The 17,090-nt window shown below is 47.7% G+C and carries 14 protein-coding genes; 9 read left to right on the top strand and 5 right to left on the bottom strand.

The genetic code is table 11. The annotated features are described in order from the left end of the window. Window positions 1-19: 19 nt before the first annotated feature. Entirely contained in the window at window positions 20-787 is a 768-nt protein-coding gene (locus THIAE_RS02095) for an SDR family NAD(P)-dependent oxidoreductase (protein ID WP_006459848.1), read from the bottom strand. Window positions 788-803: 16 nt separating this feature from the next. Beyond that, window positions 804-1,073, bottom strand: coding sequence for a TIGR03643 family protein (locus THIAE_RS02090; protein WP_006459847.1), 270 nt, complete (start codon window positions 1,071-1,073; stop codon window positions 804-806). A gap of 144 nt (window positions 1,074-1,217) precedes the next feature. Here THIAE_RS02090 and THIAE_RS02085 point away from each other — a divergent pair, with 144 nt between their 5' ends. The 7 genes from THIAE_RS02085 (at window position 1,218) to THIAE_RS02055 (ending at window position 8,884) form a co-directional block, all read left to right on the top strand. After that, window positions 1,218-2,567 carry an ABC1 kinase family protein gene (locus tag THIAE_RS02085; RefSeq protein WP_006459846.1) on the top strand — a complete coding sequence of 450 codons (1,350 nt, stop codon included), beginning with the start codon at window positions 1,218-1,220 and terminating at the stop codon, window positions 2,565-2,567. Between the two features lie 61 nt (window positions 2,568-2,628). After that, a complete protein-coding gene (locus THIAE_RS02080) occupies window positions 2,629-3,045 on the top strand; it encodes a hypothetical protein (RefSeq protein ID WP_006459845.1) in 417 nt (138 codons plus the stop codon). A gap of 7 nt (window positions 3,046-3,052) precedes the next feature. Beyond that, window positions 3,053-3,706 (top strand): thiamine phosphate synthase, encoded by a 654-nt coding sequence (thiE, locus tag THIAE_RS02075; RefSeq protein WP_051418483.1) that lies wholly within the window; start codon window positions 3,053-3,055, stop codon window positions 3,704-3,706. Window positions 3,707-3,722: 16 nt separating this feature from the next. Beyond that, on the top strand, window positions 3,723-4,550 hold the full coding sequence (gene thiD, locus THIAE_RS02070; RefSeq protein ID WP_006459843.1) for a bifunctional hydroxymethylpyrimidine kinase/phosphomethylpyrimidine kinase: 828 nt from the start codon (window positions 3,723-3,725) through the stop codon (window positions 4,548-4,550). A 65-nt stretch (window positions 4,551-4,615) separates the two neighbouring features. After that, window positions 4,616-5,851, top strand: a complete 1,236-nt coding sequence (gene serA / locus THIAE_RS02065; protein WP_006459842.1) for a phosphoglycerate dehydrogenase — start codon at window positions 4,616-4,618, stop codon at window positions 5,849-5,851. Between the two features lie 15 nt (window positions 5,852-5,866). Then, a complete protein-coding gene (locus THIAE_RS02060) occupies window positions 5,867-8,689 on the top strand; it encodes an FAD-binding and (Fe-S)-binding domain-containing protein (protein WP_006459841.1) in 2,823 nt (940 codons plus the stop codon). Window positions 8,690-8,692: 3 nt separating this feature from the next. Continuing rightward, the gene (locus THIAE_RS02055; protein WP_006459840.1) at window positions 8,693-8,884 is read left to right on the top strand and encodes a CPXCG motif-containing cysteine-rich protein; all 192 of its coding nucleotides are present in this window, start codon (window positions 8,693-8,695) and stop codon (window positions 8,882-8,884) included. A gap of 45 nt (window positions 8,885-8,929) precedes the next feature. Here the strand turns inward: THIAE_RS02055 and THIAE_RS10475 are convergent, their stop codons facing one another. The 3 genes from THIAE_RS10475 to THIAE_RS02040 all read right to left on the bottom strand — a co-directional run bounded on the left by THIAE_RS10475 (window position 8,930) and on the right by THIAE_RS02040 (window position 13,505). Continuing rightward, window positions 8,930-11,728, bottom strand: coding sequence for a hybrid sensor histidine kinase/response regulator (locus THIAE_RS10475; RefSeq protein WP_006459839.1), 2,799 nt, complete (start codon window positions 11,726-11,728; stop codon window positions 8,930-8,932). Next, window positions 11,725-12,939: an urea ABC transporter substrate-binding protein gene (locus THIAE_RS02045; protein WP_006459838.1), complete on the bottom strand. Its 1,215-nt coding sequence runs from the start codon at window positions 12,937-12,939 to the stop codon at window positions 11,725-11,727. Before THIAE_RS02045 ends, THIAE_RS10475 begins: the two co-directional genes overlap by 4 nt. Window positions 12,940-13,043: 104 nt before the next feature. After that, complete coding sequence (locus tag THIAE_RS02040) at window positions 13,044-13,505, bottom strand: copper resistance protein NlpE (RefSeq protein ID WP_006459837.1); 462 nt, start codon at window positions 13,503-13,505, stop codon at window positions 13,044-13,046. An 88-nt stretch (window positions 13,506-13,593) separates the two neighbouring features. Here THIAE_RS02040 and THIAE_RS02035 point away from each other — a divergent pair, with 88 nt between their 5' ends. Both THIAE_RS02035 and THIAE_RS02030 read left to right on the top strand, forming a co-directional pair. Beyond that, the gene (locus THIAE_RS02035) at window positions 13,594-14,409 is read left to right on the top strand and encodes an alpha/beta fold hydrolase (protein ID WP_006459836.1); all 816 of its coding nucleotides are present in this window, start codon (window positions 13,594-13,596) and stop codon (window positions 14,407-14,409) included. Between the two features lie 93 nt (window positions 14,410-14,502). Next, the gene (locus THIAE_RS02030) at window positions 14,503-17,073 is read left to right on the top strand and encodes an AsmA family protein (RefSeq protein ID WP_006459835.1); all 2,571 of its coding nucleotides are present in this window, start codon (window positions 14,503-14,505) and stop codon (window positions 17,071-17,073) included. Window positions 17,074-17,090 lie beyond the last annotated feature (17 nt).

The following is a 17,090-nucleotide window of genomic DNA, read 5'->3' as shown; positions in this document are numbered from 1 at the left end:
TAATTAAATAGATCTGAATTTAAGGCTCAAAAAATTCGCCCATAAAGTCAATCAGCTTCCCGGAATCACTGGGCTGACACGATGCGAGCACCTGATATAAGTGCGCGGCGGTAAATTCGGGCGACTGCAAATCACTGTCAGCAACATGACGACTAAACGGCGCCGACAAATCACTACGAGTGGTACCCGGCTGCATCCCCATCAAGGTAAGCTGTGGGTGGGTTCGCGCCAACTCAATAGCGAAAGTCTTAAGCAACATATTTAGCGCGGCTTTCGATGCACGATAACTATACCAGCCACCCATGCGATTATCACTAATACTGCCCACGCGCGCAGACAATACCCCGATTTTAAGGGCTATACGCCTGGGTAACCTATCGATAAGTTGTGATAGTAACAAACTTGGTCCAATGCTATTAACCGCAAAGGCGCGCTGCATTGCCGTCGCATTAAGTGATTGATAGCGCTTTTCCGGTTGCATCGTCGCATCATGCAACAAACCTGTGGCGAGCCACACTTGCGCTAGGTGTTCAGCAGGCTGCGCTAACCCTGCTGCTTGCGACCAGGCCTGGTAAGCCTGCTCAAATAGCTCTGGAATGTGCGCTGGATCACTGAAATCCATCGCTAAATCAATGACTTGATGTGGCGTATTCAATGACGGTAAACGCTGCGGTTGACGTGCCATTCGTACTAAACGTGCCTGAGCCGGTAAGTGCAACAAAGCCTGGTTAACTAACGCATGACCAATCGAGCCACTGGCCCCCACCACGAGTATGTCTTGATTCATCGTATCCTCACGATCATTAACGTTGACGATACTGCGGCGCTTTGTATTGCGTCGCGCAATAGCCCCGTCCCACCGTAAACTCGCGCAACTGCAAATGTTTCGTGGCACGCCCGGTGACCCGCTCACGCCAACGCTTAAAAGAGCCCGGCTTTAGGTTATTGCGCATCAGCTTAATCACCTGCGGCTCTGTTAAACCAAACTGCAACTCAATGGCTTCAAAAGGAGTACGATCCTCCCAAGCCATTTCAATAATACGATCCAAATCACCCTCTACTAAATCTGTCACGCTACTTAGTCCTGTGCTTATTGCGAATTGTTATCCAAGTTTCGTCTTGCATTTACTTCGTTTTACAGTATAAAGTTGTACAAAAGTTATGCAATACACTGCATCAATAGCCGTGTTAATTTCATTTTTGACCAAGGTTGCCTCATGACTAAATCCGCGCCGCCAAACAGCTATCCACTACCTAGCCACCGCCTTAACCGCCTAGCACGCTTAGGCAAGGTGGCCGGGGGCATGGCCGGATCTATTCTTTACCAAGGTACCAAACAATGGTTACAAGGCGAAAAATCAACCAAGCAATCACTGGTATTGAGCAGCCAAAACATTCAACGCTTGACCGATGAACTGGCCAAAATGCGCGGTGCCGCGATGAAAGTGGGCCAACTCTTATCCCTTGATGCCGGTGAACTGATTCCCGATGAACTCGCCACCATCCTCGCGCAATTGCGCAATCAAGCGCCCTCTATGCCCATTTCGCAACTGCAAGCCCAACTCAACCAGCATTGGGGTAATAATTGGATGCAGGCCTTTAGTCAATTTAGTTTTTACCCGATTGCCGCCGCATCCATTGGTCAGGTGCATCGCGCCCATAGCCTAGCCGGTGAAGATTTAGCCATCAAAATTCAATACCCGGGTGTGGCAAATAGCATTGACAGTGATGTTGATAATTTAGCCAGTTTATTACGCTGGTCCCGATTAATACCCAAAGACGTCGATTTAGCACCGATTCTTGCCGAAGCCAAACAACAACTGCTTTTAGAAACGAATTATCAGCACGAAGCCGAAGCTTTAAATACGATGGCGACCGCTCTTAAGGCAAACGATCTGAACGACTATTTTGTGTTGCCAAAAGTGGATCAAACCTTGTCTAACCAAGCGATTTTGGCGATGAGTTTTATGGCCGGCGAACCCATCGAAACCCTGGCTAACGCACCCCAAGCCACGCGGGATAAATTGGTTACCGCGCTGTTTAGATTACTTTTGACCGAGCTGTTTGACTGGCAACGGATGCAAACTGACCCGAACTTTGCCAACTTTTTATACCAAGCCGACACCCAACGAATTGTACTGCTCGATTTTGGCGCCACCCGCTCATTTAGTGCTGATACAGCGTTAGGTTACCGCCAATTAATTAGCGCTGCTCAAGATAACCGTGCTGACAAAATGGCGAATGCGGCCCGCCAAATTGGGTTTTTCCAGCAAAACATTTTGCCGGCACAACAAGACACAGTGATTGAGCTATTTAAGCAGGCCTGCGAACCCTTTTGTTATCATGGCGCCTTTGATTTTGCGCAATCCGATATGTTGGCGCGGATTAAGGATCAAGGCATGGCGCTGAGTTTTGAACAAAACTATTGGCACAGCCCCCCTGCGGATGCGCTGTTTTTTCATCGTAAACTGGGCGGCCTGTATTTATTGGCCGCCAAACTTCGCGCAAGAGTGGATATGCATCAGGTCTTTGCGCCCTATCGCATCAATGAAGCCCCTACACCCTAATTGCAAAACCGATTAGAATGCCTCAACTAGATTAGCCACCTTAGCTTAAACAGGATGATTGATGACACCATTAAAGACAGCTTCGCCACCCAACTTTACCCAAAAACACTGGCCACTGTTGGCGCACCTAGGTCAACAAACCTCGGATTTTAATTTAGCCGATTTTTTGGCGCAATTAAGCCGTAATGAATTGGAACAAGCGCTAGAGATTCTGCGTTATGTGCATCAGCATGGGGCGCAAGATACCTGGTTGCAGCAACAAGCACAGGATGCCCATCAGCAACAACAACTTGCCGATGCCTATCAACAAGGTAACCAAGCCGCGCAAGCTGAAAACCCTTACAAACTGCTTAAAGCACCCCACGAACTGGCCAAAGCTAGTAATCCGTTTGATTTTGATCTGGCCGCTAAACAACACATGGCCTGGCATGAGGGTTTTATGGCCTGGGTCGAAACGCAAGTCAGCGAATCTTGGTAGGTGAGCATTGGAAAGTAACGTGGATTTAAGCCTCTATTTAATTTTAGACCCCTCACGGTGTTTGCATCCGCCGCTGGAGGTCGCTACTGCGGCGGCACGCGGGGGAATTAGCTTGATTCAATTGCGCGATAAACGCGGCGATGAGCAGGCCTGCTTTGCTCTGGCCCAAGCCCTCAAACAACGCCTAGATGATTTTAACCTGCCATTAATTATTAATGACTCCGTGGCGATTGCCCAAGCAGCCAAGGCGGCCGGCGTGCATTTGGGTCAAGGTGATGGCGATCTAGCGCACGCTCGCGCCACCCTTGGCCCGCATGCCATTATTGGGCGAACTGCGCCGAATGCGGCCGCGCTGCAAGCGGATGAACTCTTATACGCCGATTATGTGGGTCATGGCCCGGTTTATGCCACCGCCACTAAACAAAATCATCTACCGCCCATCGGCTGGGCTGGTGCCACAGCGGGCGTGGCCTTAAGCCATAAACCGGTGGTATTAATTGGTGGGCTGGGCTTGGCCGATGTCAACCACGTCTATCGTACCGGTGCACAAGGCATGGCGGTTGCCTCGGCCATTTGCAGCGCAAACGATCCCGCTGCGGTCACGAGTCAATTTCACCAGGCCTGGTTAGCGGCCATGCAGTCAGCACCTAGGTCAGCCTAACATGAGGACAGCGAAGATGACAAAAGCGAAGATGAAGCAACCGATTTGTAATCTTTTAACCATTGCAGGCTCCGATCCGTCAGGCGGCGCGGGCATTCAAGCGGATCTGAAGGCTTTTTCGGCTTGTGGTTGCTATGGCATGTCAGTGATTACCGGCCTCACCGCACAAAATACCCAGGGTGTGCAAGCCATTCACCCTTTACCCGCCGATTTTGTCGCGCAACAATTCGATAGCTTACTAGCGGATATTCGCATTGATGCCATTAAAATTGGGATGCTCAGCGATGTGCGGATTATCGATGTCATCGCCGACCGACTGGCTGACTTTAACGGCCCGATTGTGCTCGATCCGGTGATGATTGCCAAAGGGGGTGCGGCATTAATTGATTCGCCCACCCAACTTGCACTGCGCGATCGCTTATTACCACTAGCAGGCCTAGTGACGCCCAATCTGCCAGAACTCGCCACACTAGTGGCGCAAGATGAAGCCACGACGCCAGAACAGATGCTTTCACAGGCGCAACAACTACTAGACCTTGGCGCGCAAGCGGTATTGGCGAAGGGCGGCCACTTGCCGGGTGATCACTGTCAAGATCTGCTGCTCTCCACTGAACAAGCGCTTTGGTTTAGCCATCCTCGACTTGCCACCCACAACACCCATGGCACCGGCTGTACCCTGTCGTCAGCGATTGCCAGTTTTTGGGCGCAAACAGGCGATTTAGCCCAAGCCATTCAACAGGCCAAAGACTATATCAATGCCGCCATTGCGCACGCAGATCAGTTGACAGTCGGGTCAGGGCATGGACCGACTCATCATTTTCATGCTTGGTGGTCAATCCAATGATTAGGCTTGGTAAGCCGATAAATTTGCTCTATACTAATAACCCACTAATTTACTAGGTTATTATCATGCACGACACTCAGCTATCCTTAGCTAAAGATAAAATTAATATTTTACTGCTTGAGGGCATCCACCCGAGTGCAGAGGCTTATTTTCGGGCGCAAGGTTATAACAACATTACTAGCCATACCGGAGCACTCAGCCCTAGTGCACTAAAAGACGCCTTGGCCGATTGTCATTTTATTGGCATTCGCTCACGTACCCAGCTAAACGCCGAACTGCTTGCCCAAGCGCCAAAACTTAACGCCATTGGGTGTTTTTGCATTGGTACCAATCAAGTAGATTTAACCGCCGCCATGCGCTTGGGTATCCCCGTTTTTAATGCGCCTTTCTCTAACACCCGTTCAGTGGCTGAATTAGTGCTAGGCGAAATCCTATTATTATTGCGCCGCATTCCCGAAAAGAATGCCCTCGCCCATCGCGGCATTTGGCAAAAAACCGCCCAAGGCGCTTTTGAAGCACGCGGCAAAACCCTTGGCATTATTGGTTATGGACGAATCGGCTCGCAATTGAGTATCTTGGCTGAAAACCTGGGTATGCGCGTGATCTTTTATGACATCGTCAAGCAACTTCCGCTTAATAATGCCCAGCAAGTCGCCAGTCTTGATGCCTTGCTGGCCGCCGCTGATATAGTGAGTTTACATGTGCCTGAAACGCCTGACACCGAATGGATGATGGGCCAAGACCAACTGGCTAAAATGAAAGCCGGTAGCCTGCTAATTAATGCCGCCCGTGGCCGCGTCGTTGACATTCACGCCTTGGCCGATGCGCTTAAATCAGGTCAACTGGCCGGTGCCGCAATTGATGTCTTCCCAACTGAACCGGAAACCAATAAGCAGCCGTTTGAATCACCACTACGTGGCCTGGATAATGTACTGCTCACCCCGCATATTGGCGGTAGCACTGAAGAAGCTCAAGCCAGTATTGGTCAAGAAGTCGCCGCTAAATTAGTCGTTTATTCCGATATTGGCACCAGTTTATCGGCCGTCAATTTTCCTGAAGTGGCGCTCCCCGAACATACTGGACGTAGTCGCCTGCTACACATCCACCACAACCAACCCGGGGTTTTGACACAAATTAACCAAGCCTTTGCTGCACAAAACATTAATATTGCGGCACAATATCTGCAAACCAACAACGAAATTGGTTATGTGGTCATTGACCTCGATGCTAAAGACCGTGATGCGGCTCTGGCACAATTAAAACAAATTCCGGGTACGCTACGCACCCGACTATTACACTGAGTGACCGATCAAATTATGACTCGCATAACCACCGATGCCTCCGTATTTGAAATTATCCCGCAACGCTTTGCCTACCCAACCGATCAGGCTGATTTGCTGGCACAGGTGCGCCAGGCACTGGCGGCAAGGTTACCTATTACACCGCGCGCTGGTGGGACTTCTCTAGGCGGTCAAGCGATTGGACCAGGCCTGCTACTCGACCTATCAAAACACTTTACCCGCGTGTTGGATTATCGACCTGCGCAACGCGAAGTCGATGTAGAACCTGGAGTGATTCAGGATGATTTAAACGCGCTGGTTCGCCAAGATGGGCTGCGCTTTGCGCCAGACACCTCCACGTCTAATCGCGCCATGATTGCAGGTATGATCGGTAACAATTCCTGTGGCGCTTATTCAGTTTACTATGGCACCACCCGTGAGCATGTTAAAGCGCTAAAAATGATTCTAGCTGATGGTAAAGAGGTTAGTTTTGGTCCACTCAGCGCAGCCGAATTAGCGCAAAAATGCCAACAAACTGATTTAGAAGGTCAAATTTATCGTGGCGTATTAGAACTATTACAACAACATGGCGAGGCGATAGTAGCAGCCTACCCCGACCCAAGCATTATCCGCCGCAATACCGGCTATGCGCTGGATGTGCTCTACACCCAACACCAACCCTTTAATCCACAAGGCAAGCCCTTTAGCCTGGTGCCTTTAATTTGTGGCAGTGAGGGCACGCTCGGGGTCATTACTCAAGCCACGCTTAATTTGGTACCGCTGCCTAAACATCGTCAGCTATTTTGTGCCCATTTTGATTCCATCTTTACCGCGATGCAGGTCGTCCCAGCCTATTTGCCCCAGCAGCCTGCGGCCATAGAACTGATTGACAAAGCGACCCTCGATGGCACGCTGAATAATCGTGAACAAATGGCCAATCGCTTTTGGGTAGAAGGCGACCCGGCGGCGGTTTTAGTTGTTGAACTCTTTGATGATTGCGCTGACCAGCTCGCGCAACGCCTTGCTCATGACCAGGCCTGGATGCAACAACAGGGTGCCTACGCCTGCCCGGTTATCGACCCGATCGATAGTGTAAAAGTCTGGAATTTGCGCAAAGCCGGACTGGGTCTGCTAATGGGCAAACCAACCCGCAACAAAGCCGTCGCCGTAATTGAAGATGCCTGTGTGCCGGTAGCGGCCTTACCTGATTTTTATCGCGACACCCAAGCGCTGATGGCTGAACTGCAACTCGGCTGCGTCTATTATGGCCATGCGTCGGTTGGGCTGATTCATGTGCGCCCAGAAATAGATTTAGCCAGCCCAACAGGTCCTGACCTGTTTGCGCAAGTTGCCGAGCGCAGTGCTGCGTTGGTGAAAAAATACCGGGGCGCCCTGTCCGGTGAGCATGGCGATGGGCGGATCCGCGCGCCCTATTTAAAAAGTCAGCTCGGAGACGCGGTTTATCAATGCTTAGTGCAACTTAAACAACTGTTTGATCCGCACAATCTCTTTAATCCCGGCGTCATTTTGAGCGATACGCCGATTACAGAAAACCTGCGTGCGCAACGCCGCGCACAACAAATTTTTAGCACCGGCTATAACTGGCGCAAAGACCTATCCCTGCTCGACGCGGTCGAAAAATGTAATGGCGCTGGCGCCTGTCGCAAATCAGCCGGACAAGGCACCATGTGTCCGTCTTATCAGGCCACCCGTGAAGAAAATTATTCCACACGAGGACGCAGTAATTTATTACGTCGCGCCTTAACCGAACCCGACCCACGTGCGGCACTTAATAATGCTGAACTACAAGATGCCTTAGCCTTGTGCTTAGGCTGTAAGGCCTGTAAAACCGAATGTCCGGCCAGTGTCGATATGGCACGGTTAAAATCTGAAGTGCTCTATCAAACCCAGCCCTTCTCGTTTAGTCGTTGGTCAATTAAACACTATGCGCCGCTACTCAAACTCGGTAGCAGAATGCCCAAGCTTTTTAACCGCGTCCAAAACCTCTGGCTGAGTAAAAAACTCATGGGGGTTGATGCGGCGCGGCCGTTACCCACGCTCGCTGAGCAAACCTTAGCCGACTGGTGGCTACAATCAGCAGGCCTGCTACCTGAGCCATCCAGCCCGACACGGGGTCGCGTCTGGTTACTGATTGATCTATACACTAATTATCAAGAACCGGAAATTGGCCAAGCGGCAATTACTAGCTTATGCGCGCTAAACCTTGAGGTAATACCGGTATTTTTAGACCACTCACCCCGCGCACTCTTAAGCCAAGGCTTGCTTGATGAAGCCAAACAGAGTTTAAAAGCGATTCAGGCACAATTAAGCCAGGTTAGTCATGGCGACTGGATTGTCGGTCTTGAGCCGTCCGATACACTGGTATGGCGCGATGAAGCCAGCGCATTATTGCCTGCACAGGTTGAACCGGTATGGCATTATCAAGATGTACGCCTATTTGAAGAACTGTTCCTAGCGCTCGCCAAAGAAGCGCCACTGCCGCTGCAACCGATCAATAAAACCCTGTGGTTGCACGTGCATTGTCATCAGAAATCCTTAGCCAAAGCCTTAGATGCCAAAGCCGCACTGAGCCTCATTCCACAGCTAAATGTTCAGCTGATTCCATCGGGCTGCTGTGGTATGTCGGGAGAATTTGGTTATAAGAATCGCGCCGTGTCACTCAAAATTGCCGAACAAACCTTGTTGCCCACTCTGGCTGGCGCGCAGGCTGACGACTTAATTGTTGCCACCGGCACCAGTTGTCGCCATCAAATGGCCGATTTTGCCAATAAGCAGGCCTGGCACAGTGCGCAAGTATTTGCGCTGGCTTGTCAGCCCCAAAATGCAACCGGAGCTTAAGCTATGCTCGATACCCAATTTATTCAATGCCCCTATTGTTGGGAAGAAATTGAAATTGTCGTGGACCCGTCCGAATCAGAACAACACTATGTTGAAGATTGCTTTGTCTGTTGTCGCCCCATTCATTTGCATGTACAGGTGGATTACGAGGGCGATATCAGCGTCACCGCGCGCAGTGAAGATGAAGATTATTAATCCCATTTATATTCAACAATAAATAGGCTCAACATTAAAATCAACCTATTGCTGACATGCCATTGCTATATACTCTTCAATCTCTTCACGAGTTTGGTTTAACACATCATTAAATAAACCAATCAATTCCTCAGGGGGGCGCTGCCCTTGCTTAAGCATTAAATCTAGCTGTTGCGAAACACTAAACAACCTTTCGGTACCCAGATTTCCCGCTACCCCTTTTAATCCATGATTAAGTTTTTGCACATGATCAATGGCGTCTAGGGAGTCCGTCAAACTCAGTTGATGAAGTTTAGGGACTATCTGCATAAAGTCCTGTTCAATTTGCTGACAAAACTTATTCAGTAAACGACAAAATAACGCTTGGTTACCCACTAATTGCTTTATACCAGCCGCAACATTTAAAACCTCTCCAGTAACCTTAATAGCCCCTTGCTGGATAGAAGCTGGCTCTGGCTGATGCATTTCATCTGATGAAGAAAAAGATGCCTTAAGATAATGATTGAGTACACTTATGAGCTCAGCCGTATTCAAGGGTTTACTCAAATGATCCTGCATGCCAACAGCCAGTGCTTTTTCACGGTCTTCAATCATCGCTGCCGCCGTCAAGGCAATAATTGGCACTTTCGCATTGAAGGCACGGATTTTTCGTGTTGCTTCATAACCGCCCATTACCGGCATTTGAATATCCATCAAAATCAAATCAAACGCTTGGTTTTGGGCTTTCTCTACTGCAATCTGACCGTTTTCAGCCAGATCGACAACCAGGCCTGCCTTCTTTAATTGTTCCGCTGCCACGATTTGATTGATTTCATTATCCTCGACCAACAACACAATACCTTTAAAACGCATATCCTCGGTTGAAGCATTTGTTTGCATCAAACTTGTCGGCTTAACCGCAGCGGCCGGTTCACATAATTCCACAGGTAAATCAAACCAGAAACAAGATCCCTGATTAAATTGCGTTTTGACTTCAATCTTATTCGCACCCATTAATTTTGCTAAACGCTGACTAATCACCAAGCCCAACCCTGTCCCACCATACTTTCGCGTGGTACTGGTATCGGCCTGACTAAACGCTTTAAATAACTTGCTTGCCTGCTCTTCAGTCATGCCGATTCCACTATCTGCAATTTCAAACCGCAACCAGGCCTGGTTATCAGTTCCCTTAGACGCACGACTTATACGCAACACCACTGAACCTTGCGAAGTGAACTTGATCGCATTATTGATTAAATTAGATAACACTTGATGCAAGCGTAACTGATCCGCGACTATACACAGTCCATCATTGCCCTCGACATCAAATACCAGTTGTAACCCCTTTTGTTCAGCGGTATGGGCAAACAAGCTGTGTAAATGATCTAATAAAGTTGAAAGCAAAAACGGCTGGGGGTCTAACGACATTTTGCCGGCTTCAATTTTTGAAAAATCTAAAATATCGTTAATAATACCAAGCAACAAACGCCCGGAGCGATTAACCTTCTCCAATTTGTCGCGCATTTTGCCTGGGTTGGTTTCACTCATTCCTAACTCGCTTAAACCGATAATCCCATTCATTGGTGTACGAATTTCATGACTCATATTGGCCAAAAATTCCGATTTCGCGCTATTGGCTAACTCCGCTTCTTGGCGCGCACGCTCTAACTGTTCAGTACGCTCTTGCACTCGACACTCCAAGCGCTCTCGGTCATGCTGAATATGTGCCGCCATACGGTTAAAATCACGGGCCAATTGTTTGATTTCTTGTGAACCTGACTCTGGCGCTCGCTGGGTCAGGTCACCCGACTCCATTGCTTTTGCAACTTGCTGCAGTTGACGAATCGGTCTGACTAAACGATTGCCAAATAAATAAGCCGCGACGCCAAATATCAACATAAACAGCGCCATTAAGATAAACGCCAAATTACGTTGTTGATAGATTGGAGCAAAGGCTTCATCAGCATCCACCTTAATGACCATGCCCCAGTGAGTTGCCGGCAAAAAACGTGAGGCCGACAACACGCTCACACCAGCATAGTCATAAGTCAAAGATTCAGTTCGCCTGCCACTCAAAGCTGCAATCATCGGCGGCGGCACCTTATCAAATTGCACCAAGCGCTGAAAAGCCGCATCAGGGATATGACGTAATTCTGATAAATACAATACTTGGTCAGATGCTGGCTGACGCTGCGCGATCACGATTTCCGCCGTCTCTCCCAAGCCGGCACGATCAAGTGAAATATCCATTAGTTTTTTGACATCAATTTGCAAAGCCACCGCTCCAATAAACTCACCCTCCCTAACAATCGGGCTGACCACAAATATCGCTACCTGTTCTCTAGAGGGTTGATAAGGTTCGGCACGGGTGATTTGAGTTTGTAGCAGCGATGACACATCGCGAAACGCCTGCGCCAAAGCCGTTTTCTTGTAAACACCCGTTAATAAATTGGTGCCTAAATCGCTTTCTCGTAATGCGGAGTAGACCACATCGCCTTTCGCATCAATCAGCAACAAATCGTAATAACCACCATCTTCATAGAGCACACTGACATCTCTTAGATAAAGCTCGGCGTAATACTCCCAGTCCTCTGAATACATCGGATACTTAGCAAAACTTTCCATTGCATTATGGGTACAGCGCACATGGGAGATATGTCTGGCACTCACAATTCGTTCAGCAATAAACTGATTAACCTCAACCATCTTGCGATCAGCTATCGCCGACAAATGATTCAACGCAGTTTGCTGTAATCCTCGCTCAACATACATACTATTAATGCTAAAGACTCCGACCATCGGCACTACGGCCAACAGAGTAAAACCTAGCATTAAACGCGGTAATATTTTAGAAAAGAAACTCACAGCCCTAACCTCGCGCGCGCCTGCTCCCAATCATGGCGGGTTCGATAGGTTGGCCAAGGCGTTGGGTGGATTAAACGTTCGGTCACATAAACTTGTTGGTATTGACCGTCTGGCTGAACATGACCAATCCGCATTGGGCGCCAAAGGTGCCGATTGGTGCGCTCAAACACCACCATCGAACCTGGTGCAGGCATCGACAAGCTTTGCAGATACACATTATTAACCTGGCGCGGATTGGCTGACTGCTCGTAAACCACCGCACTTGCCCAAAGCTGTACACCGAGATAACTTGCTATCATCGGGTCTGAAACTGGCAGGTTCGCGCCAAATCGCTGTTGATAGGCACTAACAAGCTCACGAGTCAGTGGGTCAGTTAGTGATTGGAAAAAACCCCATACACCATAATGCTGTGTTAACCGCTCCCCTCCCCAAGCCTGTAGTTCTGGCTCAGCTACGCTAAAAGACATGGTCGGAATATCCTGCAAGCCTGATGTTACTAGACTATTAAAGAATGCAAGATTACTATCACCATTTAAGGTATTCAGAATCACATCCGGTTTAAGCTGTTCAATCTGCTTTATGACCGCGTCAAAATCTAGATCGCCTAGCGGTTTGTAGAGTTCAGCAAGTATCTCACCTTGATTTGCACTGATCATATCAGCCAAAATCATATTTGCGATGCGTGGAAACACATAATCTGAACCCAACAACAATACTCGTGGACCAAACTGCTGCATCGCCCAACGTGCACCCGGCACAATTTGTTGATTAGGGGAAGAACCTGTGTAAAAGATATGATTGGAGGCCTCTAGTCCCTCGTACTGGACTGGATAAAATAATAAATGATGATGCTCCTCAAACACGGGTTTGACCATCTTTCGACAGGCAGATGTCCAACATCCAAATACAACACTAACTTGATCATCAACAATAAGTTTTTGCGCTTGGTAGGCGGCAATATCGGCATCGGATTCGGTATCAGCAATCACTAACTCAAGTTGACGACCTAACAATCCACCCTGCTGATTGATTTGCTCAACCGCCAACTCTACCATCTGCACCAAAGGCTGCTCACTAGTTGCCATGGTACCGGTTAAGGCATGCAAAACCCCGACCTTAATTGTTGGTTGAGGCCTATCAATAACCCACATCTGCAAGGCGGCAAAAGCAACGAAAAAAAACACTACAAGCCCGATTAAAACCCTAATCACACTGCTCCCATTTCGTACGTTTTTAGAAAGGACATTTTGCCAATTTAATATACAATTTATTAATCATAACAAGTTAGTAGAAGTTAAACTATCGCTATCAATGCCTATTCTTTTATAAGTGTATATAAGTCTGCAAGTCCACCGGTGATGCGCCTATTTTCTTGATCAAGTAACCAAATACGATTTTCACCAACAAAAAAGCCGATGCTCTCGCCCCTCTTAGTTATTAAAATAATGCGTTGCCCATCATCTGCCCAACTAAAACGTCCATCGTCCCTTATTGCGTCATCTAACTTACCCAAGTAGTTTCGCTGTAAGATAAACGAACGGTCATTATTCAGCGTTAAACGCCAATGAATAGCTTCACAATCTGCACATGGTAGACTCCCAGTGTAGGTCCCGGCCCAATCCACTGAAATTTGACTAGTATGATAGTCCACAGGATTCGTCTGATTAGGTTGGTGGCCACAGGCTGATAGCAAAATAACACCCCATACCAACGTACCCAGCATTATCATAAAGCGGAATGCTTCAAACACCCTAAATTCTTTTTTGATGAGATTCATGTTTTTTGTCTTAAAATCTACCTTAATAAGTTCATTATAGTTAAATTAATATTAAAAGCAGTAACCGAAAAAAGTAACTAAATAATATATGAATAGACTTAGACTTACCCTGCTGGGCAGTTTTATCATGGGCACTATGTTTTTATCTGGCTGCGCCAAATTACCGACTCAACAAGTCACGATTACAGATCGTCAGGTTGAATTTATTTATCAAGACCAACAAGCAGACTTAACCATCGTGTTTGAAAATGGTCTGACATCCAAGCTAACAACTTGGCGGGGTGTATTACCCCTGTTACCGGATGACGTAAACTACCTGATTTACAATCGAGCTGACTATGGCCGCTCCGAACCTAGCAATCAGGCTCGAACTGGCGAATTTATTGTGGCTGAACTTCGAGAGCTATTAGCGCAGCAACAAATTGAACCACCCTACATCCTAGTAGGACATTCATTAGGCGGTCTATACGCACAATATTTTGCTCGCAGTTATCCAGACGATTTAGCAGGCCTGCTGCTTGTGGACTCAGTCCATCCCACGCAAATGGAAAACCGCGGGGCTTATGAGAATTGGCGCTGGTGGAGCCGAATGGGATTTCAGTTGTTTACCTCTAAAACTGAAAAAAAAGAATTGTTTAACCTCATGACCACGGGTGACGCTGTACTTAACATGCCGAATCCTGAACACATGCCAATAATTATTTTAGTGGCAGGACAAGACTACAGCCGAGATAAAGCTGCCAGAAATCACGTTACTATCAAGCGAGAGGATTTAGCCAACCTTTACCCACAGGCAGACTGGCGCCAAGTCCCAACCGGTCACACCATTCAACGACAGCGCCCTGACCTAATAGCTACAGCTATTCAAGAACTGATTGATCAATACCGTAACAATCAGCCTTAGTGCAAACATCTATGAGGTTTAAAAAATCTAAATTCCTTTTTTATTAGCGATTCTGCTAAGATTAAAGCCATTATTTTTTTGGAGTAGATACCGATGAAATGGCTTGGCTGGACAATTAAGATTACCCTTGGTTTAGCGCTGGTTTTAGTGATAGGGATCACGGTGCTATTACTCACCTTTGATGCCAACAAATACCGCGATCAAATCAGCCAAATAGTGCAAGATCAAACCGGCCGTGAACTCAGTTTGGATGACATCAGCCTAACCCTTTATCCAACTATAGGCTTAGCCATTACCAACGCGCAGCTCAGCAATGCCGCCGGCTTTGAAGAGCCGACGATGGTCAACATAGCGCAAATGCGAATCGGCGTCGCCCTCATGCCACTGTTACGCCAAGAGTTGGCCGTTGACACCTTAGAACTCAATGGACTCGCTGTTTATTTAGCCCGCAACGCCGATGGCACCACCAACTGGCAGGACTTACTCCCAGAACCAGAGACGAGTCAGCCAGCCGAGCAAATTCAATCAGCCACTGAGCCAGCACCGACTGACACTGACGCTTTAATAGCGCAATTGCAAAACCTTGCGATTGATGGTATTGGCATTCAAAACGCATCCTTTATTTGGGATGACCAGGCAAGTCAACAACGCATTGAACTTGACGACCTGAATATCTCCACCACTGCGATTAAGTTGAACCAATTTTTTAATCTTAGCCTTGCCGGCAACCTAGCCGTGCAAGACCCGCAACTTAACTTAAATTGGCAATTGGCTATTGATGTCAAAGTCGATAACCAGCTGAGCCTAAGCCTTAAAGATCTGACGGCACAATTGGACTTGAATAGTCGTGAATTGCCCGTCACTCAAAGCAGAGTGAATCTAGCACTCCCCACTATTGTTCTCGATCTTGAACAACAGATGTTCAATCTCAATGATCTAAGCTTAAAACTAGCTGCACAATTTAACGATAGCTTGCCTATTGCCTCTGTGACCGGACAAAGTGACATTCAAGCGGTGACATTGAATCTAACCGAGCAGCAGCTGACGCTACCCGAGTTTGCCTTAACGCTGAATGCCAAAGGCCCGACTCAATCTAGTGATGAAAAACTGCTAAACAGCCTCGATCTAAACCTTAACTTTGCCGGCCTAAATGCAAAACTTGACACCCAAACTCTGTCATTACCGAGTATAGTGCTAAACGGTGCTATAGACTCACCACTACTGCCTGTCGGAAAAACCGATTTTGACCTCCGCACCCAGTTGCAGGCCAACCTCAGTGAACAAACCTTGACTGTTGATAGCCTCCGACTGGCACTGTTGGATTTAGTCTTGACTTCGAGGATTGCGATTACGCAACTCCAAACCACGCCCACTATCACTAGCGAGCTAGCTATTGACACGTTTAACCTGCGCAAGCTATTAACCCAATTACAAGTTGAGCTGCCTGAAATGGCAAAGGCTAACACCCTTGAAAAGCTAGCACTCAGTTTTAATAGCCGCGTCACCCTAGGTGAAGCTGCACCTGATATTGCTATCAATAACCTCAAACTTGATCTAGACAATAGTCAGCTGACCGGGCAAGCGCAAGTGCAGCCAGGCGACAGCCTATTGGCACGCTGGAATTTAGCGTTAAATCAAATCAACCTAAATGATTATTTACCACCTAAATCAGAAGGGGTTGAACCTGAACCAAAACCTGACGACCAGCCTGAGTTTGTGTTAGAACTCCCCAATGATTTGTTGCGCAGCTTAGACTTAGATGGTCAGATCCGCGTGGGTCAACTGACGTTTGATCAATTAAACATGGCCAATATTCTTGTTGTTATTAAAGCCAAAGAGGGGGTGGTTGATCTATCGCAGTTACGTGCTGACTTATTTAACACCCAAGCGGTGGCGAGTGCACAACTTGATGTCCGCAACGATCAACCAAAAATGGCGGTTAAATTGGACAGTCGCAATATTCCCATTGGTGAAGTCATCAGCAGTTTTGTGGACTTTGATCGGCTATCCGGAACAGGCCTGGTACAAGCTGACTTAACTATGGCCGGTGATCGTATCAGTCAATGGCAAGAGAGTCTTAACGGACACGTCACCCTAAACCTACGTGACGGTGCGGTTAAAGGATTTAACCTCGCTAAATCAGTACGTGATGCGCAGGCCTTATTCCGCGGACAGCGTGCGCAAGCCGACGAGGGTCCATTACAAACTGACTTTAGCGCCTTAGATTTACGCGCCACTATCAAGCAAGGTGTGGTGACAACAGAGCGTCTAACCGCCGAAGCGCCATTTATGCGTATACGGGGTGAAGGCACCGTCAATTTACCTAAACAAGAACTGGATTATCTGGTACGCACCAGTATTGTTGCATCAGCGGTAGGACAAGATGGTGCTGATTTAAATAATCTTGTTGGCTTAACCATCCCAGTAAAACTGACCGGCTCGTTGGTGAGTCCTAGAGTGTCACTGGATTTAGCCTCCTTGTTGGAAAGTCGTGCGCGTCAAGAAGTTGAAGAACGCTTACGTCAAGAACAAGAACGTATTCAGCGTCAAATCGAAAAACAGGTTGAAGAGCAAAAAGAGAAAATTGGCGAACAAATCCAGCAGCAGATCGAAGAACGAGGCGGTGAAATGCTAGAAAACCTACGCCGTCGCTTGCCTTTTTAAATAACTTGCTAAGATTT

It is taken from the genome of Thiomicrospira aerophila AL3 (assembly GCF_000227665.2).
GTDB classification, from domain to species: domain Bacteria; phylum Pseudomonadota; class Gammaproteobacteria; order Thiomicrospirales; family Thiomicrospiraceae; genus Thiomicrospira; species Thiomicrospira aerophila.
Note: the sequence above shows the minus strand (reverse complement) of the source record. Positions and strands in the feature narration are given on the sequence as shown.

Coding starts and splice junctions, on each gene's coding strand:
- THIAE_RS02080 (WP_006459845.1), top strand. CDS start 2,629: ATGACACCATTAAAGACAGCTTCGCCACCCAACTTTACCCAAAAACAC.
- serA (WP_006459842.1), top strand. CDS start 4,616: ATGCACGACACTCAGCTATCCTTAGCTAAAGATAAAATTAATATTTTA.
- THIAE_RS02085 (WP_006459846.1), top strand. CDS start 1,218: ATGACTAAATCCGCGCCGCCAAACAGCTATCCACTACCTAGCCACCGC.
- THIAE_RS02040 (WP_006459837.1), bottom strand. CDS start 13,505: ATGAATCTCATCAAAAAAGAATTTAGGGTGTTTGAAGCATTCCGCTTT.
- THIAE_RS02060 (WP_006459841.1), top strand. CDS start 5,867: ATGACTCGCATAACCACCGATGCCTCCGTATTTGAAATTATCCCGCAA.
- THIAE_RS02095 (WP_006459848.1), bottom strand. CDS start 787: ATGAATCAAGACATACTCGTGGTGGGGGCCAGTGGCTCGATTGGTCAT.
- THIAE_RS02035 (WP_006459836.1), top strand. CDS start 13,594: ATGAATAGACTTAGACTTACCCTGCTGGGCAGTTTTATCATGGGCACT.
- THIAE_RS02055 (WP_006459840.1), top strand. CDS start 8,693: ATGCTCGATACCCAATTTATTCAATGCCCCTATTGTTGGGAAGAAATT.
- thiD (WP_006459843.1), top strand. CDS start 3,723: ATGACAAAAGCGAAGATGAAGCAACCGATTTGTAATCTTTTAACCATT.
- THIAE_RS02030 (WP_006459835.1), top strand. CDS start 14,503: ATGAAATGGCTTGGCTGGACAATTAAGATTACCCTTGGTTTAGCGCTG.